The 26,358-nt window shown below is 36.3% G+C and carries 18 protein-coding genes and 2 pseudogenes; 4 read left to right on the forward strand and 16 right to left on the reverse strand.

Features of this window, described 5'->3' with window-relative positions; translation table 11 throughout:
• Positions 1 to 38 precede the first annotated feature (38 nt).
• Positions 39 to 1,580 carry a pectate lyase family protein gene (locus Y7E_RS0120005; protein WP_017153046.1) on the forward strand — a complete coding sequence of 514 codons (1,542 nt, stop codon included), beginning with the start codon at positions 39 to 41 and terminating at the stop codon, positions 1,578 to 1,580.
• A 153-nt stretch (positions 1,581 to 1,733) separates the two neighbouring features.
• On the opposite strand, the gene Y7E_RS0120010 is transcribed toward Y7E_RS0120005, so the two are convergent.
• A complete protein-coding gene (locus Y7E_RS0120010) occupies positions 1,734 to 2,675 on the reverse strand; it encodes a hypothetical protein (protein ID WP_017153047.1) in 942 nt (313 codons plus the stop codon).
• A gap of 781 nt (positions 2,676 to 3,456) precedes the next feature.
• Positions 3,457 to 5,097 (reverse strand): cell wall-binding protein EntC, encoded by a 1,641-nt coding sequence (gene entC, locus Y7E_RS0120015; protein WP_017153048.1) that lies wholly within the window; start codon positions 5,095 to 5,097, stop codon positions 3,457 to 3,459.
• Between the two features lie 547 nt (positions 5,098 to 5,644).
• Between entC and Y7E_RS0120020 the strand changes: the two genes are divergently transcribed.
• Complete coding sequence (locus Y7E_RS0120020; protein ID WP_017150491.1) at positions 5,645 to 7,075, forward strand: IS4 family transposase; 1,431 nt, start codon at positions 5,645 to 5,647, stop codon at positions 7,073 to 7,075.
• Positions 7,076 to 7,520: 445 nt separating this feature from the next.
• On the opposite strand, the pseudogene Y7E_RS30125 reads toward Y7E_RS0120020, so the two are convergent.
• The 7 genes and pseudogenes from Y7E_RS30125 to Y7E_RS30130 form a co-directional block, all read right to left on the reverse strand.
• Positions 7,521 to 8,502: pseudogene (locus tag Y7E_RS30125) on the reverse strand (glycerophosphodiester phosphodiesterase family protein).
• 79 nt (positions 8,503 to 8,581) lie between these two features.
• Positions 8,582 to 9,214 carry a VanZ family protein gene (locus Y7E_RS0120035; protein WP_017153050.1) on the reverse strand — a complete coding sequence of 211 codons (633 nt, stop codon included), beginning with the start codon at positions 9,212 to 9,214 and terminating at the stop codon, positions 8,582 to 8,584.
• 56 nt (positions 9,215 to 9,270) lie between these two features.
• Positions 9,271 to 10,134 (reverse strand): VanY-A/VanY-F/VanY-M family D-Ala-D-Ala carboxypeptidase, encoded by an 864-nt coding sequence (gene vanY, locus Y7E_RS0120040; RefSeq protein ID WP_017153051.1) that lies wholly within the window; start codon positions 10,132 to 10,134, stop codon positions 9,271 to 9,273.
• A 117-nt stretch (positions 10,135 to 10,251) separates the two neighbouring features.
• Positions 10,252 to 11,349 (reverse strand): vancomycin resistance histidine kinase VanS, encoded by a 1,098-nt coding sequence (gene vanS, locus Y7E_RS0120045; RefSeq protein WP_017153052.1) that lies wholly within the window; start codon positions 11,347 to 11,349, stop codon positions 10,252 to 10,254.
• The gene (gene vanR / locus Y7E_RS0120050) at positions 11,342 to 12,037 is read right to left on the reverse strand and encodes a vancomycin resistance response regulator transcription factor, VanR-F/VanR-M family (protein WP_017153053.1); all 696 of its coding nucleotides are present in this window, start codon (positions 12,035 to 12,037) and stop codon (positions 11,342 to 11,344) included. The genes vanS and vanR overlap by 8 nt, the downstream gene beginning before the upstream one ends.
• 206 nt (positions 12,038 to 12,243) lie before the next feature.
• Positions 12,244 to 12,819, reverse strand: a complete 576-nt coding sequence (locus Y7E_RS0120055) for a recombinase family protein (protein WP_017153054.1) — start codon at positions 12,817 to 12,819, stop codon at positions 12,244 to 12,246.
• Between the two features lie 288 nt (positions 12,820 to 13,107).
• Positions 13,108 to 13,722: pseudogene (locus tag Y7E_RS30130) on the reverse strand (IS4 family transposase); the annotation flags it as partial.
• Between the two features lie 533 nt (positions 13,723 to 14,255).
• Between Y7E_RS30130 and Y7E_RS0120070 the strand changes: the two are divergent.
• Both Y7E_RS0120070 and Y7E_RS0120075 read left to right on the forward strand, forming a co-directional pair.
• Positions 14,256 to 14,831, forward strand: a complete 576-nt coding sequence (locus Y7E_RS0120070; protein ID WP_017153057.1) for a TetR/AcrR family transcriptional regulator — start codon at positions 14,256 to 14,258, stop codon at positions 14,829 to 14,831.
• Between the two features lie 61 nt (positions 14,832 to 14,892).
• On the forward strand, positions 14,893 to 16,113 hold the full coding sequence (locus Y7E_RS0120075) for an MFS transporter (RefSeq protein WP_087957943.1): 1,221 nt from the start codon (positions 14,893 to 14,895) through the stop codon (positions 16,111 to 16,113).
• A gap of 446 nt (positions 16,114 to 16,559) precedes the next feature.
• Here the strand turns inward: Y7E_RS0120075 and Y7E_RS0120080 are convergent, their stop codons facing one another.
• From Y7E_RS0120080 to Y7E_RS0120115, 7 genes are all read right to left on the reverse strand, one after another.
• Positions 16,560 to 17,558, reverse strand: coding sequence for a hypothetical protein (locus tag Y7E_RS0120080; RefSeq protein ID WP_017153059.1), 999 nt, complete (start codon positions 17,556 to 17,558; stop codon positions 16,560 to 16,562).
• Between the two features lie 198 nt (positions 17,559 to 17,756).
• Positions 17,757 to 19,049, reverse strand: coding sequence for a replicative DNA helicase (gene dnaB / locus Y7E_RS0120085; protein ID WP_017153060.1), 1,293 nt, complete (start codon positions 19,047 to 19,049; stop codon positions 17,757 to 17,759).
• A complete protein-coding gene (locus Y7E_RS0120090; protein ID WP_017153061.1) occupies positions 19,046 to 19,909 on the reverse strand; it encodes a DnaD domain-containing protein in 864 nt (287 codons plus the stop codon). The genes dnaB and Y7E_RS0120090 overlap by 4 nt, the downstream gene beginning before the upstream one ends.
• Before the next feature lie 303 nt (positions 19,910 to 20,212).
• Complete coding sequence (locus Y7E_RS0120100) at positions 20,213 to 21,649, reverse strand: GntP family permease (protein ID WP_017153063.1); 1,437 nt, start codon at positions 21,647 to 21,649, stop codon at positions 20,213 to 20,215.
• An 89-nt stretch (positions 21,650 to 21,738) separates the two neighbouring features.
• Positions 21,739 to 22,530, reverse strand: a complete 792-nt coding sequence (locus tag Y7E_RS0120105) for an enoyl-CoA hydratase (protein ID WP_017153064.1) — start codon at positions 22,528 to 22,530, stop codon at positions 21,739 to 21,741.
• 35 nt (positions 22,531 to 22,565) lie between these two features.
• Positions 22,566 to 24,170, reverse strand: coding sequence for an ATP-dependent acyl-CoA ligase (locus tag Y7E_RS0120110; protein WP_026049279.1), 1,605 nt, complete (start codon positions 24,168 to 24,170; stop codon positions 22,566 to 22,568).
• Positions 24,171 to 24,408: 238 nt separating this feature from the next.
• Positions 24,409 to 26,139 carry a sigma-54-dependent Fis family transcriptional regulator gene (locus Y7E_RS0120115; protein ID WP_017153066.1) on the reverse strand — a complete coding sequence of 577 codons (1,731 nt, stop codon included), beginning with the start codon at positions 26,137 to 26,139 and terminating at the stop codon, positions 24,409 to 24,411.
• Positions 26,140 to 26,358 lie beyond the last annotated feature (219 nt).

Consider the following 26,358-nt stretch of genomic DNA (forward strand, 5'->3'; position numbering starts at 1 on the left):
ATATTATATAATATCCCACTATATAAGGAGTGTTTAAATTGACAGAACCTCTTAATTTTGCCGAAGACTGCCAAAATCAAAGTGTTATTAATATTGATTGTTTTGGTGCCAGTCCAGATTTACCAAATAATTCTCAAGCTATTCAAGAAGCCATTAATTATTGCGTAGCCAACAATTATTCCAAAGTTGTCATCACTGGGAAGAAACAATATACTATATCCTCACCTATTGTTATTAAATCAAATGTACACCTTGAAATGGATCCTACTGTAACATTAATCGTCAAAGGGAATTTCCAAGTATTTGAGCTTCAAAAAAATACTTCAATCTCTGGTGGTTCGATTGAAATCATGGACAATAGCTTTAACTCATCCGTTCTTTTTCTTTCTGGTACCCAGCAAATAGAAATTCATAATCATACTTGTATATCAAATATTAATATAATAAACCGTACAACCACTTACCAAGGTATCGCAATTCATTTCTCTTGCACAAAAGCATGGGATTTCATAAGCTTCGTTAAGGCACACTCAATCCAAATCACAAACTTTCATACGGCCATCTATTTAAAAACAGAAAAGCTCGAGGATATAAACAATCCTTGCTGGATTAATGCAAACTCCTTCCATTCTATTTTCATAGATGGTTGTCAGTACGGTATCGAGATTGTAGGAAATAGTGAATTACCTTACGAAATTTCCGGGAACACCTTTACCGGAATCCAAGTGCAATGCCGGAAACAAACAAAGAAAGTAATCCGATGTTCCGGTGCCTATAATATGTTTGATGGAGTAATATGGGACGTCTTTCGTATGGAGGCTGCTCCTCTCGTTATCGAATTTTCTTCCACTTCTCATCATAACTACCTATTCTCAAATCAAGTTGCTACATCTATTCTCGATCGTGGCCTATACAATCATTGTACCTCACCACATGAAGAATCCCTTCCTATATATTCTCCTCTTGCATTAGGAAAAGCGCATCTAATTGGGAATCAAGATGATATCTTAGTAAATGCAAATGTCCGCTACGCGGTGCGTCAACTTTCTGGAAAAGCCCCTTACGGAGGACATATTAATAATTGTTTTAACCTACTCGATGAACAAAGTGTGAATTACCTAGATGTTCCTAGCACTCAGCCAATTGTAATCGAGTTAGATTTTTCTAAGCAGCCTATTAAAATGCTGAATTGTATTGGCATCTATTTTGGATGGAATGAAAGTCCAAGTCGTATTTTAATCGAATATCAGCGGAGCCTAAACGGACCATGGGAGGTTGCTAAAGATCTCCGGTTTAATGTCGGAAACACCGTGATTTCAGACGTAAGAGCAACTACGTTGTATAAAGTTAAACTAACACTAAGCGGATATACACAAGATCACAAGAGATTTCGTATAAATCGAATATTCGCAAAATCATCTTTACAGCATGGCTCCTCATGGTTACCAACTACTGGTGGCACATTATATGGAGATTTAGAATTTCAAAAAGGGAATACTGTAACGTTGACCTCTCCGAATGGAACAAAATGGAGATTGAGTATAGATGATCAAGGGAAAATTAGCACGTCCAAACTATGAAAATACAACAAACTAAGACTCATTTCCTGCCACTTAGATGATTCGAAAACGATCTACTTTACATCATCATGCCCCCATTCAACTTATACGTTATAATTGCCTCCTAGGGGACTCCCCCTAAAAAAGCAATGTCCGATTGAGAGAACATTACAATTACTGTTTCACTTCATTTGCTTGTCCCCTATCAGAGATTCTGCTCGTAGGCACCGAAGAAATATCAATACTCGTATCCATACTCTTATCTGTAAGCTCAATAATAGCATTCTCATGCTTGATCTGGTTCAAATCCCACAACATCCCATGAAACTCATTGTGTTGCCCACTCACCTTCAAAACACTTTTTGTTTTACTTGAAGGTTGTATCTGTAAATTTGTAAATTGATTTCCACTAGCCTCATTCGGTATCGTAGAATGACTATCCATGTAAATCATGTTTACACAATCCTCTAAAGAAAAGTTCAGAAACCGATTAGCATTTATCCAAGCATATCCAGAATTCGGTTTATCTACTTTTAACTTTACTCCATTCTTCATTCCTACTACCTTAATGTTTTCAAAGTTAACAAAAGAAATCTCATGTTCTCTTCCGCCAGCGTATAACGATATCCCTGTACCCTTGTTCGTTTCAGACCAATTGATGATATTTATATCCTTTATATATGTTTTGTTCCAGGTGTTATAATATTTATGTTTACCATCTAAATAGATCACTTCCGAGTTAAAATTCGCATCATCAATGGCAATATAGGCTCCTTCAATTGAAGCATTCTTCTCTATTTCAAGCACCCTGAAGTTACCATCAACAATGAACTGCGTTCCATACCCAAATAATAACTTAACGCCCTCCCTAACAATGATAGGTGAAGTGATCTTGTACTTTCTGTCATCAAGCAAAACAGTCTTTATTTTATTATCCTTTGCTTTATTAATAGCTGATTGAATTTTATCAGAATCATTTTTCCCTTTAAAATCCTCCACGTATATCTTCTCTTTTCGATCTGAATTAGAATGATTCTGGTAGTAAAGAACAAAAACAATTAGCACTATACCTAAGAAGATTAAACCAATCATTTTTTTCATCATACTCATCCTCATATTTAGTTTCCTCTCTTCGGTTCGTTATATATGAATATTCTATTGTTGTCTTCAAATATTAATACTTTCATAAAACAAGATTAAAAGGTAAAAAGACTACCATACATTCCTTAAGAACTGATATGATCTCCCCTAAGCAAGAAAAGTATAAAAAAACTCCTTTGAATCAGGCTGTTTTAAGCTTTATCGATAGAAGAGATTTCACTAAAGGAGACTGATTGGATTTTATAACATTTTTTACAACCCTTACCTCTTTTATTTTCGTGCAGATGGATATTTTTTGCAAGCAAAAGGTGTAATTCTTTTCCTTACAGATTCACGTCGGAAAAATCTCTTAATTAATAATGGTTAACCTTAACTCATAATTCACTATCCTCATCAACAAACGTGAATTTCAAACGAAATTAGCCTTTTGCGGGCACTATCCCATGTGCATCATGCTAAAGAGAAATTATATCCATTAATAGAGTATAGTATATTTTATTAAACAAATATTGTTTTGTTTGCATACTTGTCTAACAACATCCTTGATGTATAACTTATACATTTGAAGTTAACATCCCCTAAAATTATACGCAGTAAACACAAAGACTAATTCTATATTCATCAAGGATTAGACCTTTTTATCTTTTAAAAGCTTTATGCAAAAATATATACATTCTTGTTTTGTAAATAAGGGATAATTGTGCTTTCTCTATAAATTATAAACTCAATATATTTTTTATAGAAAAAGAAGCCAGTCTCGTTAAAGAGAACTGGCTTCTTTACAATAAATGATTGATTAGTTTAAAATTTTCACCTTAACAGTTTGACGTCCCCAATTACTAGATTCGCCTTTTGAACCAACTAGAACGTCAATGCGATTACCTTTAATTGCACCACCAGTATCACCAGCGATTGCTTCTCCGTAACCTTCTACCCATACTTTTGATCCTAATGGAATTACTTTCGGATCAACTGCAATCAGTTTCATGTTTGGATTTGCTGTTAAGTCATGACCCATTGCACTTAATACACGACCACCGTATGCGCCGTTTTCACTTGGGTCCGCAGTATATGCTGTTGCTACAACTGTTAACTCACGAGCACCAGATGATGCGTTTGTTTCAGTTGATTTCCCATTAGGTTGTTGTGCTTCTGTTTTTTGAGTTTTTGCAGCTTCTTGCGCTTTCGCTACTTCTTGCGCTTTTGCTGCTTCTTGCGCTTTCGCAGCTTCTTGCGCTTTTGCTGCTTCTTGCGCTTTTGCTGCTTCTTGCGCTTTCGCTACTTCTTGCGCTTTCGCTACTTCTTGCGCTTTCGCTACTTCTTGCGCTTTCGCTACTTCTTGCGCTTTCGCTACTTCTTGCGCTTTCGCTACTTCTTGCGCTTTCGCTACTTCTTGCGCTTTCGCTACTTCTTGCGCTTTCGCTACTTCTTGCGCTTTCGCTACTTCTTGCGCTTTCGCTACTTCTTGCGCTTTCGCTACTTCTTGCGCTTTCGCTACTTCTTGCGCTTTCGCTACTTCTTGCGCTTTCGCTACTTCTTGCGCTTTCGCTACTTCTTGCGCTTTCGCTACTTCTTGCGCTTTCGCTACTTCTTGCGCTTTCGCTACTTCTTGCGCTTTCGCTACTTCTTGCGCTTTCGCTACTTCTTGCGCTTTCGCTACTTCTTGCGCTTTCGCTACTTCTTGCGCTTTCGCTACTTCTTGCGCTTTCGCTACTTCTTGCGCTTTCGCTACTTCTTGCGCTTTCGCTACTTCTTGCGCTTTCGCTACTTCTTGCGCTTTCGCTACTTCTTGCGCTTTCGCTACTTCTTGCGCTTTCGCTACTTCTTGCGCTTTCGCTACTTCTTGCGCTTTCGCTACTTCTTGCGCTTTCGCTACTTCTTGCGCTTTTGCTGCTTCTTGCGCTTTCGCTACTTCTTGCGCTTTCGCTACTTCTTGAGTTTTCGCTACTCCTTGAGTTTTCGCTACTTTTTGAACCTTCGCCACCTCTTGAGTTTTAACAGGCGCTGTACTTGTTAAGAAAGGAACATGTACATAAGCTGTTTTTCCGTTATATTCAAATTGCAACCAATCATTTTGTACTTGATGTGTTGTTTCGATTACATCGTCTTTTTTCAATTTACCAAGAATTTCTGAGTTTGTGTTTGCTTCAGCACGTACATTTAATACGTTTGCTGTTACGTAATAGATATCCTTTGTAAAGTCCGCGCTTACGAACGCTTCTTTACCATTTAATTTGATTTTTGACCATCCGTTTTCTGTATGTATAACATTTAATTTATATCCATCTAGTAATTTACCGACAACGTTTGATTTCGTAGTTGGGTTTTCTCTTACATTTAGTACATCAGCTGTTACGACAGTTTCTGCATTAGCAGATGTTGTGAAAATCCCAAGACCAAAAACTGCTGCTGTTGCTACACCAATTATCTTTTTCATAATAGCCTCCATTGCATTTGTTTTCGAGTCTCATTATAGCAATCATTTTTTTGAGATTTGGATAAATCACAGAATTACAAACGATTCGTAATATAGCATTAACACTTTGTAACAATGATAGAAACAACAGAAAGATGCTTTCAACCGCTTGTATTCAGGAGGTTTATTGACTTTAATTATTATAATTAGCCATTAATTTATTTCAAAATGATGAAATGTGTTTCTTATATATTTCATTTTTATTAATATATCATTACTGTTAGTGGTGATTTTACTATAAAACGAACAATATAGTTATATAATAATAATATTTTTCAGTCTGTAAAATTATAAAAACATGATTAGCATTAAGGGAAATTCGTACAATTGTTACAAGGAGCAAATATTATACGGAAAGATTTACCTTTTATCCTCGAGTTCTCTAGTCATTTTTTTGATAGTAGGGGTAGCGTCACATCGCTATCAAGCTAACAAAACAAAATACCCCCTAAAATAAAAAAATACGCTATTCTTTCTGTAGAATCATAGGAAAGGATGGCGTTTTTATATGTCTATTTCTGTATCTGATGAATTACAATTATTTGCTCAAGAGATTCAAAGATTTTTATCTCCAAATATCTTACGAGATTTTGCTAGGGATGTCGGTTTCGTACAACGAACCAGTAAATACCAAGCAAAAGATTTAGTCGCTTTATGTGTATGGATGAACCAAAATGTCGCTACGACGTCTTTAACTCAGTTATCTAGCTGTTTAGAAGCATCAACAGAAGTACTCATCAGTCCTGAAGGACTGAATCAACGATTTAATCAAGCAGCCGTCCAATTTTTACAACACATACTAGCTGAACTACTAAACCAAAAATTGGCCTCATCTATGCCGATTTCTTCTCCATATACTTCTGTTTTCAAGCGTATCCGTATTTTAGATTCAACTGCATTTCAACTCCCAGATCCCTTTTCATTCGTTTATCCGGGTGCAGGAGGATGCAGCCATACAGCGGGAGTGAAGATTCAGCTTGAGTATGATTTATTAAGTGGACAATTCCTTCATATTCATACAGGTCCAGGTAAACAACATGATCGAACCTACGGTTCCCTGTGTGTCCCAACTGTAACAACGAATGATTTATGTATCCGAGATTTAGGCTATTTTCATTTGAAAGATCTTCAACATATACAAGATAAAAAGGCTTACTATATCTCACGTATCAAATCGAATACACGTATTTATCAAAAAAATCCTAAACCTGATTATTTTCAAGATGGCAGAATCAAGAAAGGTACAGAGTATATCCAGATAGATATGGAGGTTTTAATGAACTCTCTTCAGCCAGGACAAACATGCGAAATATCCAACGCTTATGTAGGAATGACTGATAAAGTCCCAACTCGTGTGATTGTTCATCGACTAACAAAAGAACAACAACAAAAACGATTACACGATCAAACTGTAAGAGAAAAAAAGAAAGGAATGAAGTATTCTGCTCGTAGTAAACGACTTAGCGGTATCAATGTATATATGACAAATACTCCTACAGATATTGTCCCGATGGGACAAGTGCATGATTGGTATTCTTTACGTTGGCAAATCGAGATTTTATTTAAAACGTGGAAATCATTCTTTCATATTCATCATTGTAAAAAGATAAAACGAGAACGATTGGAATGTCATTTGTATGGGCAACTAATTGCCATCCTACTCTGTTCTTCTACCATGTTTCAAATGCGGCAATTGCTTCTTATGAAAAAGAAACGAGAACTGAGTGAATATAAGGCCATATATATGATTAAAGATTACTTTCTTCTTCTTTTCCAAGCAATACAGAAAGACACCCAAGAGCTATCAAAGATTCTAATTCGCCTGTTCAACCTCCTACAGCAAAACGGGAGAAAATCTCATCGATATGAGAAGAAAACAGTCTTTGATATATTAGGTGTCGTTTACAATTGTACCATGTCTAATAATCAAGCGGCTTAATTCAAAAAAATGAAACCCGTTAGGGTTTATTTCGTATGCAAATCTTTAAATTCCCTACATGTATCCTCTAGAAAAAAAGAAATAACCTCTACTATAAGTGACGTTGTATGAGCTTAGCTTGATAGCGATGGGGTAGCGTCACATGCCCATCAACCTAAGATTTTGAAAGTACCCCCAAACGAAAAATTTACTTCTCTACAGTTAGTTATTTATGCGGATTCAGCTCATTTTTTACATCTAGCGGGTTATTCTTTGATCGTTGTCGTACTTCTGTTTGAATATAAATAAAGTAAGTTCCATTCATCCAAAAACACCCCTGATTTCCTATACATAATGGAAATCAGGGGTGTTTATCGGTATATAAAACTTCAACATTATTAATAAGTCTTCTTTTAAAATATAAATGGTTAAACAGATGAAAAAACTTCGATTGTTATATCATCCCTTATTTCTTAAATAAAGGTGCTATTTTATCAATGCGATTTGTCCAAATTCCACCTGTATAATCGTCAGGAAGGCGTTTTATATCTTCAGATGAGTCAAATCCACTTGAAAATCCAAACCCATTTCCTCCTACAACGATAACTCGAGTATCTGCTTTATCCATTCGATTAAGAAAACGATTTGGCCATCCCCAAAGCCAAGGAGCTACTTTGTCTGGTATATGTAACTCTCCATGCTTCAGGCTTGAAGGCATGGAGCCAGTCCACCCTAACGCAATATAAGTAAAAAGATCCTTTTTCATGGTTGCTTTTGACATTGTTCGTAAACTAGGGATGCGCTCTTTTATCGCAGCAATTGGTTTATCGCCACCATATACAGTTAGTTGATCAAGGCGTTTCGCTGGTAATTTCTTGAGGTGAGTAGCCAATTGGATTCCTTCATTTTCATCATCACTTTTAATATGAATAAGAAAAGAACGATCTGGAAAATGGTTAAGTACTTCATCAAGTGTTGGCATAAGATTAATCCCTTTACCACGAAACGGGAATGTTTCCCCCATCAGCTGTATAACCGTAACCAATATCAAGTGCTTGTAATTCTTTTGTTGTAAAATCTCTTGTAACACCTTTACCATTAGTATGGCAATCAAGAGTCCAGTCATGAAAAATAACAAAATTATTATCTTTAGTTGGTTGAACATCAAACTCTACTAGATCAGCTCCAGCTTTAAATGCCGCTTCCATAGATGGAATTGTATTTTCTAAATAAGAATGTTCAGGTTTATTTATACGTTCTGCTGTACATGTATCACCCTCAATCCCTTCCATGCTAAATGTTTGCGAAAGTCCTCGGTGAGCAAGAAGAAGAGGAGTCCCCTCGGCCCTCTTAGCAAAAAAAGAACTGTTATTTACATAAACAAACACGAATAGGATAAGAATTATCCAAGTCGTTTTACGTTTCAGTAACCTTTTTATTTTGTTCATTGTATTCCCCTCTTAAATATTGGTTGAAATGATTTAAACAATGTTCTTCATTATATATACAGACAATCATAATGTTCATTTAGATAATTTTTCGAAAGAAAAAAGCTGGATAATAAATTAACATCATACCTATAAGCGAGCAAACTAAATAAAAAATAGCCTCGTATTTTATTACTAGAGAAGAGTTATTATCAAGCTTTTTTTCATCTCTTTTATATATCATTTTAAATAAAGCTCTATATAATAAATATCCAATAATCGCCCCTAGGGTGTTCATAAGTAAATCATCAATATCTGTAATCCTATGATTTAGCAATTGGCTTAATTCAATAGCCAATGAAAAAAAGAATCCAGCATATGCGGTATTTTTCATTGTTCTAAACTGCGGCCAAATAGTTGGTAATAAAAAACCTAACGGCATAAACAGTAAAATGTTCAAAGCATACGTAGTAATACCTTCAGAAGCAAATGGAATCAAGTTGATTTCACTTGCACGAATCCATGTTTCATATCTTCTTATATCCCATATAGTCGCTATCTGCGTCACCTTATACACTAGCGAAAGGTAGAACAGAAAAACATACACCCATAGAAAATGCCGAATAGATATATTTTTTTGCGCTTTAAAATAAAATCCAATTTGAAACACAATACAAAAAATAATAGTAAAAAAATAAGTATACAAATAACTAATCAAAACTCCTGTATGCATATAGAATCTCCTAACTTTACATTTAAATCTATGACTTTATCATTTTAGAACCTAATTCAAGAAAATGTGGTCACAATCACTCCGTCAATATTATTACCAGATATTTCATACTGTTCATTCGCTGGTACTTCAACTTCAATTGTCTCGTTTTGAGAAATGGGATAATATGAAATTGTATATTTTTTCCCATCAACACTAACAGAAATGCTCTTTTCTTCTTTTAAATAATCCAAATATTCTTCCAAAGCTAAATTCATTTCCTGCATAATCGCACTGTGAGGCAAGCCGACATAGCGAATATGCCAAGGTTCATATTGAATTCCTGTAACATCCGTTTTATCCAAGGGATAGCGTAATATAAAGCCGTATTCCCAAGAATTTTTTTCTATCCACTTTCCTTCAGGTGCTTTATCCATCTTCATTTGAGTAGATCCCACATCAAGCGATAACCCCAAATTGTGTTCGCTATGACCTGCTGGCAAAGCATAATCAGAACCCATTTCTTCGTAAAGTCTGTTTTGCTCATCTAAGTCTCGAAAACCACTGTTAATTAAAAAATGCCAAACCCCATCTTTTTCAGCATCAGCTATCATCTCAGAAAATGTTTCAGCTATTTCTTCTGACAATTTAATTTCGTTATCAAGTACCTCATACCCCTTCGTCAATTCTTTGTGCGTAAATAAATTTATGACATCCGATTTTATACTCTTTTGATGAACAGGATGTTCATTGTTGACCAAGAGTAGATTCCCTTGATAGATCTGCTCTTCTGTAAGCTTAATCTTTTGGGTATTTTCAGTAGCTGTATTATCATTTTTTTCATATATTTGAACCTCTACTTTATCTTGGGATATCGGTAATATATTAAAAATAAAAACTAGAAATAATACAAAAACCAATAAAAATCCCCACTTTTTCATTTTTAGTCTCCTCCTTGATGTAACTTGTTTATAGGATAGGAAAAACTTTTAAAATAAAAAGTGGGGCAAATATTAAATTTTTCTTAAATTTTCACTTGGATTTTATTATTAATCTTCTTAGGAATCCGCCATTGGTAATCGGACTTCAAATATCGTGCGTATTAAATCACTTTCGGCAGTTATTGTCCCATTGTGTTGCTCTACAATATTCTTCGCAATGAATAAACCGAGGCCTGTACTATTTTCTTGATGAGTTCGTGCTTTGTCACCAGTATAAAGCATATCAAAAATATGAGGCAGTTCATCTGGAGGAATAGCATCCCCATAATTGATAACTTGAATAACTACTTCCCCTGAATCAATAAAACCGTTGATATCTACATACTGCCCCTCATACCCATAGCGATTTGCATTAATAAGAAGATTTTCAAACACACGTGCCAACAACTCTCCATCACCCATAATAGATAAAGGGGGAGTAATATTCATTCTTGCTATCAAATCGTTTTTCTCGAAGACAGGATACAACTCTTCTTTCAATTGAATAAGTAGCTCACTTAAATCGATTTGTTTCTTTTCAATTGGTAACATGCCATAATTCATCCTAGTTATTTCGAATAATTCATCAATTAACCTTTCTAAGCGTTGAGATTTGGTAAAGGCAATCGTTAAATAATGCCTGATTTGATTTTCAGTCAAGCTATCATCCTTAAGGAGTAAATCTAAATAACCTAAAACAGAGGTAAGAGGTGTGCGCAAATCGTGAGCCAAATTTACTACTAACTGTTCTTTACTACTTTCCGAAAAGTCACCCCTTTCTATGGCTTGTTCCAATTTTTCACTTGCCAGATTAATGCCTTGTGCAATATCACTAAATTCATCATTTGACAATATTTGAACTCGATGCTTAAAGTCACCCTGAGCGAGATAATGAATTCCTTTTGAAATCTCATTGAAATAGGCAGAATAGGGTTTTGTAAGTAAAAAGAAAAATAATATCGAAAGCGTGATAAATAACAGTAAAAAGACATTAAGGTCTCCAATGTTTTCTATGATTTTGCGAAAATAAGCTAGTGTATCTCCACGACTAACATTTGTATAATAATACAATTGGAGTACTTTAAAGAGTAGGTAAGTTATGGCGCTAGACAACAACATGCTTAAACCTAACAATATTATCATTTTTGAACGAAAGCCTCGTAGTATGTTACTCATTGAATTTATAACCTACCCCCCATACAGTTTTTATCAATTTGTTTTTTCGTTTATCCTCTTCAAGTTTTTTCCGCAAAGTACGAATATGAACCATAACGGTATTCCCCCCTTCATAGTATGCATCCCCCCATACCTTCTGAAAAATATCTTCTGCACTATAAACTTTATTTGGATTACTGGCTAATAAATATAAAATTTCAAACTCTTTCGGTGTTAACTCAATATTCTTACCATATAGAGTAACTGTACGTTGTTCAGGAGAAATCGTTAATCCTCCAAATTCCAAGTTTGAGTTCTGTTTGGTTTTAGGTTGATTCAACTTCATAAAACGTCGCAGCTGTGCATTTACCCGAGCTACCAATTCAATGGGTATAAATGGTTTCGTCATATAATCGTCTGCTCCAATCACGAGTCCCTGCACTTTATCAAAATCAGACGTTTTAGCGCTCAAAAAAATAATGGGCATATTATGTTTTTCGCGAATGCGACGTGTAACTTCATATCCATCCATTTTCGGCATCATAATATCCAAAATCAGTAAATGAATTGGTTGAGTCTGGATAAAATCAATGGTTTCTTGCCCATCCGATACCTTAATGACACGATACCCTTCTTTCTCTAAATGTATAGCAACCAAATCAGCAATTTCAACATCATCATCAGCTATTAATATTGTTATATTTTTCATTTATTCCACTCCTAGACAAAGTTATCATTAATCGTCAATAAGTCATACAAAGTTGTATCATAAAAAAACATCAGTTTTTGATAGTTAGTTCCGCAAAGTTAGTTTAACAGTGTGACAGTTAGTTGAATAATTTAGAATTTTTATTTATATTCTATTGTTTCCTTTTCTTCTTTAAGAATATTGCCCATTAGCGGAATACAGAATGGCTAATTATTCACTTCTGATAATTTCCTGTATAATGAAGCCCTAGATACATTAGTAATTTCACAAATTTGATTTACAGTCATATTTCCTTCTTTATATAGCTTTACCGCATAATTCATTCCTGCGTGATTTTTATGATACTTCTTTAATCGACCTTTAAACTTTCCTTCTTTCTTAGCCAATTCAATCCCTTCACGTTGTCGCATCCGAATAAGATCTCGCTCTAATTGGTTAACACCAGCCATTACAGTAATTAAGAATTGGCTGTATGGATTATCTTCTGATAAATCAAGCCATGTATCTTTTATTGATTTTAAGCCTGCCTTTTTATCTCGTATGTTATCGATTAATTCAAATAGATCTTGTGTACTACGAGTGATTCGAGTTAAGTCTGTAACATAAATGATGTCATCTTCCTGTAAATCCTCTAACATTTTTTGAAGTTGCTCGCGATCCTTTGTTGCTCCTGAAACTTTCTCTTCATATATAATATCCATTCCGATCTCATTCAGCTGCTGAAATTGTCTTGAAGGATTCTGGCTAGTCGAACTGACACGAATATAACCGATTTTCCGCAAAATATCACCTCATTTTTGAGACAAGTCTTATGAGACGCTCTTAACTATGATTTTATCAGTCTACTACACTTGTATCAATAGAGTGCACTCTATTGATATATAATTGAACTAATTAACTGAATAATTAAGGTTCTGGTGCAATCTTTGCAAGTAATCCCCTAAACTTGGACATACTGATACTAGTACTCTAAAAAAGGACGTGATCAGTATGGAAAAGCAAAATCTATTCAAGTGGAAAATAATCTTTTATTATATAAATCGCTTTATATTCGCTTAATTCTCGTTTCTTCTTGATGAGGAGTAATCGGCGCATTTGAAACATGGTGGAGGAACAAAGAGGGATGTTAAACAAGTAGAACCATACGTCTTATCATTGTGCCTTCCTGATCCTACATGAACATGTAAAAACTGACCACTTAGCAAATCATACTCTAGTTGAATTTTCACGCCAGCATTTTGCCCACTACCATCTGAACCTTGATATATAGAAGTAAATTTATCCGGAATCTGAAAATGTGTAGAATCCAAAATACGAATATGCCGAAAGTAGTTTGTATACAAAGTTGGAATCTTACTAGAAGAACAAAATTGCTGCTGAAGTAAATGTGCTAAGAGTTGTTGTAAAAACTGAACAGCCTGAGGGTTAAAACGTTGATTAAGTTCTTCTGGACTCATAGAAATACCGGTGTTAGCTTCTAATCGACTACATAATTGTGTCAATGAAGAACGAGCTACATTTTGGCTTAACCAAACACACAGAGCTACTAAATCTTGTGCTTGATATTTACTTCTTCGTTGAACAAATCCGACATCCCTAGCTAACTGTTCTAAATCATGAGGTGACATATGTTGTTTTAATTCTTGAGAAAACAATTCTAGTTCATCAAAAATCGATAAATTCATATTAAGAACACTATCCTTTCCTATGATTCTACAGAAAGAATAGCGTATTTTTTCATTTCAGGGTGGATTTTGTTTTGTTAGCTTGATGGCGATGGGGCTTGCCAACAAAACATGAATTTCGTATGCTAAGGAACTTTTCAGTAGATGGAGTAGATAAAGCAACTCAAAAAATCACTTTAAAAAATGTAATTATTGTTGGTGTATAACTCAACAGCAATATCTCTAAATAGAGAGTAGTTAACTGTCTTACTTTGTGATCTATATCAGCTACGCTGGTATTATCTCAATTAACCATCTCCAGGAAACCACGTAGATAACAGTCCGTATACATAAAAATATAAATACAAATCAATAACATCCACAAGGTATGTGCCGGGTTTCATATTATTAAAACTGATCTGAGAATATGGAGCCGCAGATTTGTAACCTTCCAAATCTTTATTATTTTTTTCAAAATGTAGATATAAGATGATTTTTCCGGACTCATCGTTCCGTAATCTTTATAATAAATTATATGAAGGGGGTGTTGTAAATTGGGTAGACGTATTAATTTTAACAAAGAACATGCTTTGAATAAAGCTATGTATTTATTCTGGGAAAAAGGTTATGACGCTACATATATCTCAGATCTTATTGATACGATGGGAATAAGTCGATCTACTCTCTACGATAGTTTTGGAGATAAGGATGAACTATTTAAACAGGTTTTAGAACATTATAAAAACTATGGCTATCGAAAGAGAAGTTTACTTTTTAGTGGTATAAACACTAAAGCATCACTTAAATCCTTTTTTTATCAACATATTGAAAAATGCTATTCAGATGATATTCCCAAAAGTTGTATTATAACTAATTCTTCACTGCTTATTGGACATATTGATCCTTCCATAGAAGAAATACTTCTAAATGATTTTAATGAACTTGAAAAAATATTTAAGCAAGTCATTGAAGAAGGAAAAAAGAAAGGAGAAATTTCACAAGAGGCTAACTCTGAATTAGTTGCATATTCTTTATTAAGTTTAAATCATAGCATTAATTTAATGTCCAGATATAAAAAAGAGAAAAATCTAGCCTATAATCTAGTGGATAAGACTATTGCAGACCTATAGTCTTTCTTTTTTAATCATTTTGGAACGAACGTACCAAAAATAATAAAAATAAATAAAAGGAATGATAAAGTTGACTAAAAAGACAAATTTTCTAATATTTATTTTGGCAATTAGTTGTGGTTCACTTGCTGCTAATATTTATTATGCACAACCAATTGTACAATTCATTGCAAAAGATTTGAACATCTCTTCTGATTTATCTGGATTGCTCACTACCTTGACACAAATTGGGTATGGATTGGGATTATTTTTTATCGTACCATTGGCTGACTTATTTAAAAGTAAAAAAATAATAGGAATTCTCATCGGGCTTACTATTATTTCATTAATTGGTACGCTAATTTCGACAAATGGAATTGTTTTTATAATATTAACAACCATAATTGGCATTGGAGCCTGTGCGGCTCAAATGTTAGTTCCACTAACAATGAGGATTGTGCCTATTGAAGAGGCAGGTAAATATGTGGGTAAGGTGATGAGTGGTTTATTGATTGGGATTATGATTGCTCGCCCATTATCTATCGGAATAGCTGACTGGTTTGGCTGGAAAATGGTATTTCTTTTTTCATTAATAATGCTAGTTGTCGTATTACTGTTAATTATAAAATTTTTGCCCAACTATGAAGTAGTATCGACTAGTAACATGTCATATCCAAATTTAATAGCCTCTATGGTGAAGCTACTAATAAATACATCTCCTTTACAACAAAGATCTTTTTATCACGCATGTTTATTTGCAACATTTAGTCTCTATTGGACAGTTATCCCAATTTTATTAAGGTCTGAGCCATTACATTTTTCAAATAATGAAATTGCATTATTTGGCTTTGTTGCGATAGCTGGAGCTTTATTAACTCCTACTATTGGTAAAATAGCCGATAAAGGTTATATTTTCACAATGACTAATGTATCAATAGCGCTCGTACTATTATCTATTGTACTATTATTTTTTGTTCAAGATCATTCACTATTTAGTGTAATTTTAATCCTTATCTCAGGCATTAGCATTGATATTGGTGTATCAGGAAATTTATTATTAGGTCAAAAAGTTATCTTTGGTTTGAATCCCGAGATAAGAAACAGACTTAATGGATTATATATGACTATTTTCTTTATGGGAGGAGCCTTTGGTTCATGGATTGGAAGTTATACTTACTATAAATTTAATAGTAAAATAACTTTGCTCATTGAAACAGCATTGCCTTTAATCGCCTTATTAGTTCATTTAATAAAAAATAATCCAATAAAGTTATCAAAAACCGAAAGTAAATACATGTCCTAACTATCAATGTACCCCAAAAGTTAGAGTGAAAATCTAATTTTTGGGGTAGCATTATTTTCTACATCAGGAGAAAATTAATCACTATTTTTGCTTATCTTTATTCGTTTTGGCCTATGCCAAAAATAAGATTATAACAAAAAAACTCATATATTTTTCCTATGCCTTATTGCATAATCTTATTCTTCAACTATTCTGCACCTATATTTTAAGTACATTTCTTCACAATCTCATACAACAATAATATAAATATCCAGTATTATTTGAAGGTTTTCTTCCATTAAATGGCCCGATTGTTGAATAGAATGACTCGCATTTTTTTAAACAACTTTATTATTTTTTAAACGACTTTATTGTAAATTAAAAGAAACTGTTTTGGGTACATTCAAATCAAAAACAGTTTCTTTTTTTGATAAAATCCAATTATATTCCAATATGGATATTTTAAATCATTCCACATGAAAATATTTCTTTAGAAATTCTTCGGTAGTCTCACTTTCTTTCATATCTTTAGATTCTATCCACCCTTCATACATACTCTTACTTCCTTTGGAGGTAAAATATATAGTAAATTTTTTATTATGTAATTCTTCCTTAACTAAAGTGACTACCTTAGTTAAATCCTCAATCAAATTAGGATTGTTTTTGTATCGCAACATACCTTTATTAAAATCTAAGGTTACATTATAAGCAGGACAGTCCCCGTTTTCTGTATATGAACAAACAATTTCTTTGAATTTAAAGCTTTCATTTTGAATTCCTTTTACTTTATCTTCCACTTGTGTTTGAATCAAATATGTCCAGTAATCTTTTGATGCATTTTTCATTGTTAGTAGCAGTTCTTCTTTCGTTGTACTTTCTTGTACATCTTTAAAAGAAAGACCTGTATAATCACCTTTATTGTCCCTTATTTCAAGTTGTGTTATTTTTTTATTATTCTCTTGAATAAGTTGTGATAAAGCAAATAACCGATCTAATTCTTTTGATTCAAATTGACTATAATCAATCTTATTACTAGATTTTAAAGTTAATAACAACTCATTCGTTGGTGTTTCAATCGTACCTCCACTATCAACAACATATTGAATAGCATTTTCCTCATCTAACTCCGAGTAACCTAACTTTTCGATTTCTTTCAAAGTAGGTTTGAATTTTTTATACTCTTCATATGCATTTTTACCATATTCGTATTCATCACCTTTTATTGTAGAATGAAAGAATCCATTCACTTCCACTCGAAATTGAATATGTTTGTTGTCCTTTACTTCAACAATATGATATGTATGTCCCATATTCCCTTCATGTATTCCCCCCCAATTTTTCACAACAATATCAATCCCATGCTTGTCTTTTATATATTTTTTTACTTCCTCTTCATTCTCATAATTGCAACCACTCAAAAAAACTAAACTTACAGCTAACAACATTACGTGTTTAATTATTTGCACAATAAATTCCTCTTTGCTATGTAATTTTTCTTCATTAGACGCGAAATTATAACTACTATAGGTATGAACTTTTAGGAAATCCCCTTATATTTGAATATAGTTAAAATATACCATAAAATAAGTTGAAACATATGAGTGAATTGGAAGAGAAGCCAATTGCGAAAGCTGAAGATTATTTTAGCTGTAGAACTCACCAGATTATTTTGAACTCTCCTCCACAAACCTCCCAAACTCCTTCAAAAACCGCAGTTTCATCGTCCCAACAGGACCATTCCGATGCTTCGCTATTTGAATTTCTGTTATATCTTTATGCTCCGTTTCCTTGTCATAATAATCTTCACGATACATCAGCATAATCAAATCCGCATCTTGCTCAATTTGTCCAGTCTCCCTTAGGTCAGATAAAAATGGTCGCTTATCTTGACGCGATTCTACCCCGCGCGAGAGTTGTGACAGTGCTACGACGCACACATTTAAATCCCGTGCCATCAGCTTCAGTTTACGGGAAATTTCACTCATCTCTTGAAACCTGTTTCCTCTATAGTTTGAATCACCTGTAATAAGCTGCAAGTAATCAATAATGACAAGCAGCTTTTTATCCTCATACTTTCGCTTCAATTTACGCACCTGCATCCAAACCTCTTGCGTTGTAACGCCGGCCTTATCATAAATTTCTATGGGCAGATCTCCAATTTCCGCAAATGCCCGGCTCATTTCCCCCCAGTCATCTATCGTAAAACGATGCTTCGGATTTTTCAGCCGTTCTCCTGATACACCGCCCAAACAAGAAAGCATCCGTTTCAGCAATTGCTTATTGCTCATCTCTAAAGAAAACAATCCAACTCCCGCATTCGATTTCGCCGCATGAAGCGCAATATTTAAAGCAAACGCCGTTTTTCCAATCGAAGGCCGTGCCCCAACCACAACGAAGTCACCTTCCTGCAAGCCACACGTCATCTTATTTAAAGCTGAAAAACCTGTCTCAATGCCCGTTAGCTCCTCTGTATCTTGATGGAGCTCTTCATAAAGGTCGACTAACATATCCTTCAAATCAAAATCTAATGTACAATCCCCTTCTTCTAGTTTACAAAGCGCTGTAATCGTCTCGCCAATTACTTTCTCATCTTTCTCCGCAAGAAGCCGTTCACACATGTTGTGTGCTGCACTGCTCGCCTGATTCATTTTCCACGCGCTCCGAACAAGCCCCTCATAATATGAGAAGTTGGCTGTAGTAGGAACACTTTCAATTATATTTACAAAATACTCCATCCCACCAATTTGCTTCAAAAAGTCGGGATTCATCTTAGAAACGAGCATAACAAGATCAATCTTCTGTCCACTTTCCTCTATTTCTCGCATCAACCGAAATACTGTTTGATGCACCACCGTAGAAAAATGGTGCTCAGTGAGACGACATTCCTGAATCAGTTCCCCCTCAATTAATAAAGAACCTAATACCGTCTGTTCCGCCTCGATATTTTGAATGCTCATGGCCGCCACCCATGCTCCTGCAAGAATTTCTGCAACTCTTCTTCAGACGGGGCATTCTTCTCCCACTCTTCACACTCCGCCAAAAACTTCTCCGTCTCTTGCATACCAGACGGCTCCTTCTTCCGAAACTTCACTTCTGCTTCTTCCACTTCACTAAGCTTCATATAGCCTTTTCTGTGCCACTCCCGCAGAATCCCCTTCACATAAGCAATCGTCCGCTTATTATTTTCAACAGCAATCTGGAGCGCTTTTAACACAAGCTCCTCCGATAAATCTACCATCCACTCATTTAATTCCTCCGCTACATAAGGCGACAAACTACCGAAATGTTGTTCATAAAATGGAAATACACTGCTTCCCGATTCTTCCTCTTCTTCTACTTGTTCCTCTGTTTTATACTGATCAATCAGTTCCTCTGTAACAATATCAGACACATCATACGGTGAACCGAAATGCTCTAAAAGTAGCGGAATACTCATCTCTTCCTCCAAGCACTTTCGGAGAAACATCCGGACAAACTCTTCACTTTTCACAGCCTTCAGCTCACGCAATACACACTTCTCCACATTCGTACTCGTAATTGGGTTATAGCGTAGCCAATTTAAAATATACAACTCCTTCGTTTCTGCATCGTACAATATCTTTCCATAATCAACAAAGCGCTGCAATAACTTCTCAACAGTCTCCCGATTATACCCAGTCTCCATCTCAGCCAAACGCTTCGGAAGCGGATAAATCCCGCACTGCGTCGTCTTCGAACACGTCAGCAAATAAAGATAAAAGTAGCGCTCCTCCGGCGTTAAATCCAAAACAAAATCATCCTGCCAAAAATTCACCTGCACATTACGATACACTGCCATATTTATTCCTCACATTCCTTAATGAAACATATGTAATTAATGGTTCCATGATGTATATAGGAATGAGAGAGGGGTTTTGGCGGGGTTATTTTATATTTTAAAAAAATGACTACGACTACTTTTCTTCGAAGTAATGCTTGTAGTAGTTTTTTGTTTTTTATTTTGTTTCTTTTTAGTGATTTATTTATTGGTAGGGGGGTGTAAGGGGCTTGGGAGGGGGTCTTTTCCTGCGTATGTTTCTAAAGGATGTCATTAAAAACATACAAACAAGCCATCATTTCATAAATGATGGCTTATATACGCTTATACAATAGAAAACATTAAATACACGCCAACAACGAAGAAAACAGCAGCCGTCTTAATTAAAGTAATACCAAAAATCTCTTTATAAGCTTCCCGGTGCGTTAATCCTGTCACCGCAAGCAAAGTGATAACTGCTCCGTTATGAGGAAGTGTATCCATACCTCCAGCTGCCATTGCGATAACACGATGCAGTACATCTAATGGAATCCCAAAATTCGCTGCTGCTTCAATATATTTGTCTGCCATTAAACCTAATGTAATACTCATTCCGCCCGATCCTGATCCTGTTAACCCACATAATATATTCGTCATGACCGCTCCATTAATTAAAGGATTGGAAAATGTCCCAGTCAAATAATTTTGGATCATAACAAAACCGGGTAAAGCCGCAATAACGGCACCGAATCCATACTCGGCTGCAGTGTTCATCGCAGCTAAGATGGAACCACTTACACCTACGCTTGTAATCGATTGAAAATGTTCTTTTACCGCTTGGAAGTTTAATAATATAGCGGACAGTATACCGATAAGAAGTGCCAATTCTACTGACCAAATACCCACAACTTGTCCCATATCAATCGTTCCGTACTCCTTCAAACCGATGGATGCAAAATCAAATCCCTTTGTATACAAAACGGGAATGAATTCTGTAAAGACTTTATTCATCACTCCAACTAGTACAAGTGGAAGAAAAGCTATCCAGTGACTCGCTGTAATACTATCACTTGAAACAATCGGCGTTGGCGCCACTTGTGCGTTAGTTGCGGCAGCCATTTCAGAAGCCGCATCACCTTTTCCAAAATAACCTTCCCCTTTAGCCGCTGCCTTCTTCCTACACCTTTCCAAATACAGCATGCCACATATAAAAATAAACAATGCACCAATGATTCCTAATGTAGGTGCTGCATAAATATCTGTCTTAAAAAATGTAGTTGGAATGACATTTTGGATTTGAGGAGATCCAGGAAGTGAATCCATAGAAAACGTAAATGCACTGAATGCAATTGTCGCGGGAATGAGACGTTTCGGAATATCCGCTTCGCGAAATAATTGCGCCGCAAATGGATAAATCGCAAATACCGCAACAAATAAACTGACGCCGCTGTATGTAAGAATCGCTCCCATCAACACGATGGAAAGAATCGCTCTTTTCACACCTATGAAACGGATGATGATTTTCGCGATTTTTTCTGCGATTCCAGTAATTTCAACCACTTTACCGAATATCGCTCCAAGTAAAAACACAGGAAAATATAATTTTATAAATCCGACCATCTTCGCCATGAAAACATTAGAAAAGAACGGTAAAACGTGCGCTGGATCAGTCAAAAACACAGCCAGCAAAGCACATAACGGAGCGAATAAAATGACCGAGAATCCCCGGTAAGCAACAAATATAAGCAAGCCAAGCGATAACAGTACAATCAATAAATCCATAACCCCTAGTCCCCCCTCAATTCTCCCAAATTTGTTTTACGCTTGATATGTTGTTACGATGCCTACCAAAGGCAGACATCGTATTCTTTTTATTTATGCTGAAAAAGCGGTACTCTCTTTTCTATAAAAGCACCCACTCCCTCTCTCACATCACTCGTTTGAAAGACATGTCCAAAATTTTTAGCCTCTATTTTTAGCCCTTCCTCAAGAGAACAAGATAGTCCCTTATTAATAGACTGCTTCATCAACGATAAAGCAGGAAGAGAAAATCGAGCCATCTTCGCAGCCAGTTCCTTCGCCTTATTCAATGCTTTACCGCGCGGAACAACATGATTCACCAAACCAACTCGCAGAGCTTCTTCAGCACTAAGCGGTTCACCAGTAAACATCATTTCTTTTGCCCGTGCAGCTCCTATTAAGCGAGGCAAACGCTGCGTTCCTCCCGCACCCGGAAACAAGCCTAGCTTCACTTCTGGAAGTCCGATTTGGGCCTGCTCTTCTATAATCCGTAAATCACATGATAGGGCTAATTCACACCCGCCCCCAAGCGCTAATCCGTTAATCGCAGCGATGACAGGCTTCGACAGGCTTTCTATTTTATTTAATGGGTTCTGGAGCCACAATGATTTTTCCTCTGCATATTCACTCCCTTTCCCAATCCATTCCGGAAATGACTTAATGTCCCCTCCAGCAACGAAAGCTTTTTCTCCCGCACCAGTTAAAATTACAACAATGACTTCATCATCCCGTTCAATGTCATCGACCACCGCCGTCATTTGCTCAATCACCGCGTAGCTCAGTACATTCACAGGAGGATTATCAATGATAATAGTGGCGATTCCTTTTTCTTTGGACCATGAAACAACGCGCTTATTTTCCAATACAATCCCTTCTTTCTAATATGTAATAAGGCATCTCAACTCGTTCTTTTAATGACATCCCCTGCCTGCTCACGATCCCAAGCAGTACCGATTCCTTCTTCCTGCAGCTTGAACTTCTGAATCCGTTCCGTTGCAGTTTTTGGGAAAAATTCACTGAACTGAACGTATCGCGGCACCATAAAGTAAGCCATACGTTCTTGACACCAATCTATAATCTCTTCATGGGACATCGTTTCTCCTTGCTTTACAATTACATATAATTTAACATCCTCTTCCCCTACTTCTGACGGAACACCAATCGCAGCCGATTCAAGTACCTTCGGATGATTATTCACAACCTTTTCAATTTCCCAAGAAGAGATATTTTCTCCACGCCTTCTAATACACTGCTTGATTCGATCGCAAAAATATAAGTAACCTTCCTCGTCCTGGTAACCACGGTCTCCTGTATGGAACCATCCTCCTTCCATCGCTTCCTCTGTTTTATCCGGCATTTTATAGTAACCTTCCATGAATGTTTGTCCCTGCAAAGCACGGATGAAAATCTCTCCGATTTCACCAGTCCGCACTTCGTTTCCTTCCCCATTCACGATCTTCGTCTCTACGTAGGAATACGGTTTTCCGATAGAAGGCGGCTTATTAGCGTTCAATGGATTCGTTACGCAAAACCCTGTCGTTTCCGTTAATCCGTAGCCTTCTACAATCCGAACACCAAACCTCTCCTCAAACGGCTTCCAAAATTCCTTAGGTGTAGCAGCACATGCCGTCACCCTTGCAGAATTTTCATAATCTGTTTCCTTTTCCGGCTGCTTACAGAGAATCGGAATCATAGATCCTAAGGAATTGAAAATGGTTGCGCCATGACCCCGAATTTCATCCCAAAAACGTGAAGCACTAAACCTCTTTCCAAGAGCAATCGTCGCATTGGAAGAAATAGCACCGATTACTGTATGGGCTTGGGCATTAATATGAAATAGCGGCAGCGCTGTAAATAAAATATCTTGCGAATTCGCGCCGACCATATAGGTAGCGAATGACTTTGCAGAATTGACATAAGCAGAATGACTTAACATGACCCCTTTCGGTAATCCAGTCGTTCCAGAGGTGTAAAGGATACTGTTGATAGAAGAGGAGGAAACAGATTCATTTGGAAGATAGTGATGATTCGTATGCAATACATCTTTCAATCCGATTACCGGTCGTTCTTTACCATCACCCATAGTGATTGCGCTTTCATTATTACCGTAAACAACAACCTGGATTTCCCTTTTTATAAGCGGTAAACAAGAAGCGATTTGAGGAACAAAGTCCTTATCAACGATTATTAATTTACAATCAGAGTGGGATAAAATATACTGCAGACCCTCTCCCTTTAAATGCACATTAAGAGGCACCGCAATTGCTCCCATAAAAGATAAAGCAAACCATACATCCAGATATTCAGGGTTGTTATGAAGCATAATACAAACCTTGTCACCTTTTTGAATACCGAGTTCATACAATCCCGCTGCAGCTCTTGTAATCCGGTGATAAAGCTCCTCATATGTAACCCTTTGTTCTTCAAATTGTAAATACACCTTATCAGGCGACTTTTCGATACTTTGCATAAGAAAATGTGGCAAACTATGACTCTCCAACACTAGCTTCCATCCCCTTCCTGCTAAAACCCTTTTTATTTATATAGCAAGAAGTATGCCAAAAATCGACTCATTCCCCATTTCCATATTCCTTCAAGGACACGCCTCCAATTCCCCTTACATATCCACCTTCACATGTCGCACACATGTCGCATTTATGCTACAAATTACAGCGACCATGTCGCATATATAAGAAAACGTCGCAAAAACGCGACAAACAAAAAAAGGGCCGATTCGCCCTTTACCCTATTCCGTACCTTTCTATTTTTCTATATAAGCTGGCCCGATGAATCCCCAAAAGCTCAGCTGCCTCTTTTCTATTTCCAGCTGTCTTTTCCAGAGCCCTCGCAATCACCCTTTTTTCAGCAGATTCCACTTCCGTCTGCAGTGAATAACTTATCTCGTTCTCCTCTTGATATCCCTCACAACTTAGCGCCTCTTCCAAATTTTTTTGCCGTAAATAAACAGGAAGGTGTTGCACTTGAACAACCGTTCCTTCCACAACATTCATCGCTCTCTCTAGCACATTCTCCAGCTCCCGAATATTCCCTGGCCAATCGTGTGCCATAAAAATGCCCCTTACCCTGTCGTCCAGTGAAAGAACACTACTACCAAGCTCCTCATTCAACTTCCGAATTAAAAATTCCGTTAAATGTACGATATCTTCCTTTCGTTCTCTTAGCGGAGGAATATCAATTCCAAACACATGTAGCCTATAATATAAATCCTCTCTAAATTCTCCTCTTTGCACCATTTCACGAAGGTTTCGATGCGTTGCCGCAATAAAACGGACATCAATCTTATGCGTTTTTGTGCCACCGATTCTTTCAATCTCTTTCTCTTGCAGCACCCGAAGCAACTTCACCTGCATGTCCAAAGACATATCACCGATCTCATCTAAAAACAACGTTCCCTTATGAGCCAGCTCAATCTTTCCAGGCTTGCCACCCTTCTTCGCTCCGGTAAAAGCACCCTCTTCATACCCAAACAATTCAGCTTCTAAAAGATCCCTCGGAATCGCAGCACAATTCAACCGAATAAACGCACCATCAGCACGCGGACTCGCATGGTGAACCGCATTAGCAAAAAGCTCCTTCCCCGTTCCACTTTCTCCTCTTATCAAAACCGTAGAACGGCTTTTCGAAACCTTCAAAGCCATCATTTTCACTTCTTCCATTTTCGCACTCTCTCCTACAATACTTTGAAACGAAAATCTCCCTGCTTGCAGTCGCTTTAACTCAGTTTGATAGTATGATAACTTCGATTCCATTGCGCTAATCTGATCCGCCAAAGCTTTAAACTGCTGTATATCATGAAACATGATTTTACCAATCGCACCAATAACCTTCCCTTCCTTCATAATAGGAATACGATTTGCAATAACATTCTGACTATTTATACACTGAATATGCCCAATTTCCATCTGCCCCGTCTTCACAATAATATGCATCCTCGTATTCTCAACAACCTCCGTACAATGCTTCCCAATCGCTTCCTTCGGATCATCAATCCCTAAAAATTGTGCATAGGCACCACTAAAAAAATTGATAATTCCTTGCTCATTCACCCCTATAATACACTCCGACAGTAAATTCAAAGCATTTTCATATCGGCTAATGGTGCTTTCTAAAGACTGTATGCTTTTCTCCTTGTTTTCCAAAATGACAATCGTTCCGTCTTCTTTCCCATCCTGGTACACATAGGATTCATTCACGATGAACACTTGGTTGCCAATTTTGCACTCATACTGATGCAAACTATCATTTTGATTTGCTACTAGCTGTTTACGAGTAGGAAGAATCATCGATATGTGCTTACCCGTTATTTCGTTTTCTGTTTTGTTTAGCATGCTGCAAAATGCTGGATTGCTGAACGTGATTGTTCCATCGTGGCTTGTAACAGCGATTCCGTTATTCATTACCTGAAGAGCTTGACTCTTTAACTGTAAATTTCCCACTTCATCCACATACATTTCGAAGTCCCCCTATCAAATCGTACTCTTTCTCCGCATGTCATATATATCCATTTTATAACACCTTGTGAAATACTTGAAACTTCTAAAACAGTTCATACTAAACAGTCAATATATGATTTCGAAGTTAAGCTGAACATTAGTCCTCATTTACCTCAACTAAAATACAAGAAGGGTTATAGGTAAAAATATCCAATTAATAAAGTGATCGATAAAATC

The organism is Bacillus bingmayongensis (genome assembly GCF_000299035.1).
GTDB lineage: Bacteria > Bacillota > Bacilli > Bacillales > Bacillaceae_G > Bacillus_A > Bacillus_A bingmayongensis.

Coding starts and splice junctions, on each gene's coding strand:
- Y7E_RS0120010 (WP_017153047.1), bottom strand. CDS start 2,675: ATGAGGATGAGTATGATGAAAAAAATGATTGGTTTAATCTTCTTAGGT.
- entC (WP_017153048.1), bottom strand. CDS start 5,097: ATGAAAAAGATAATTGGTGTAGCAACAGCAGCAGTTTTTGGTCTTGGG.
- Y7E_RS0120020 (WP_017150491.1), top strand. CDS start 5,645: ATGTCTATTTCTGTATCTGATGAATTACAATTATTTGCTCAAGAGATT.
- Y7E_RS0120035 (WP_017153050.1), bottom strand. CDS start 9,214: ATGCATACAGGAGTTTTGATTAGTTATTTGTATACTTATTTTTTTACT.
- vanY (WP_017153051.1), bottom strand. CDS start 10,134: ATGAAAAAGTGGGGATTTTTATTGGTTTTTGTATTATTTCTAGTTTTT.
- vanS (WP_017153052.1), bottom strand. CDS start 11,349: ATGAGTAACATACTACGAGGCTTTCGTTCAAAAATGATAATATTGTTA.
- vanR (WP_017153053.1), bottom strand. CDS start 12,037: ATGAAAAATATAACAATATTAATAGCTGATGATGATGTTGAAATTGCT.
- Y7E_RS0120075 (WP_087957943.1), top strand. CDS start 14,893: ATGATAAAGTTGACTAAAAAGACAAATTTTCTAATATTTATTTTGGCA.
- dnaB (WP_017153060.1), bottom strand. CDS start 19,049: ATGAGCATTCAAAATATCGAGGCGGAACAGACGGTATTAGGTTCTTTA.
- Y7E_RS0120090 (WP_017153061.1), bottom strand. CDS start 19,909: ATGGCAGTGTATCGTAATGTGCAGGTGAATTTTTGGCAGGATGATTTT.
- Y7E_RS0120100 (WP_017153063.1), bottom strand. CDS start 21,649: ATGGATTTATTGATTGTACTGTTATCGCTTGGCTTGCTTATATTTGTT.
- Y7E_RS0120115 (WP_017153066.1), bottom strand. CDS start 26,139: ATGTATGTGGATGAAGTGGGAAATTTACAGTTAAAGAGTCAAGCTCTT.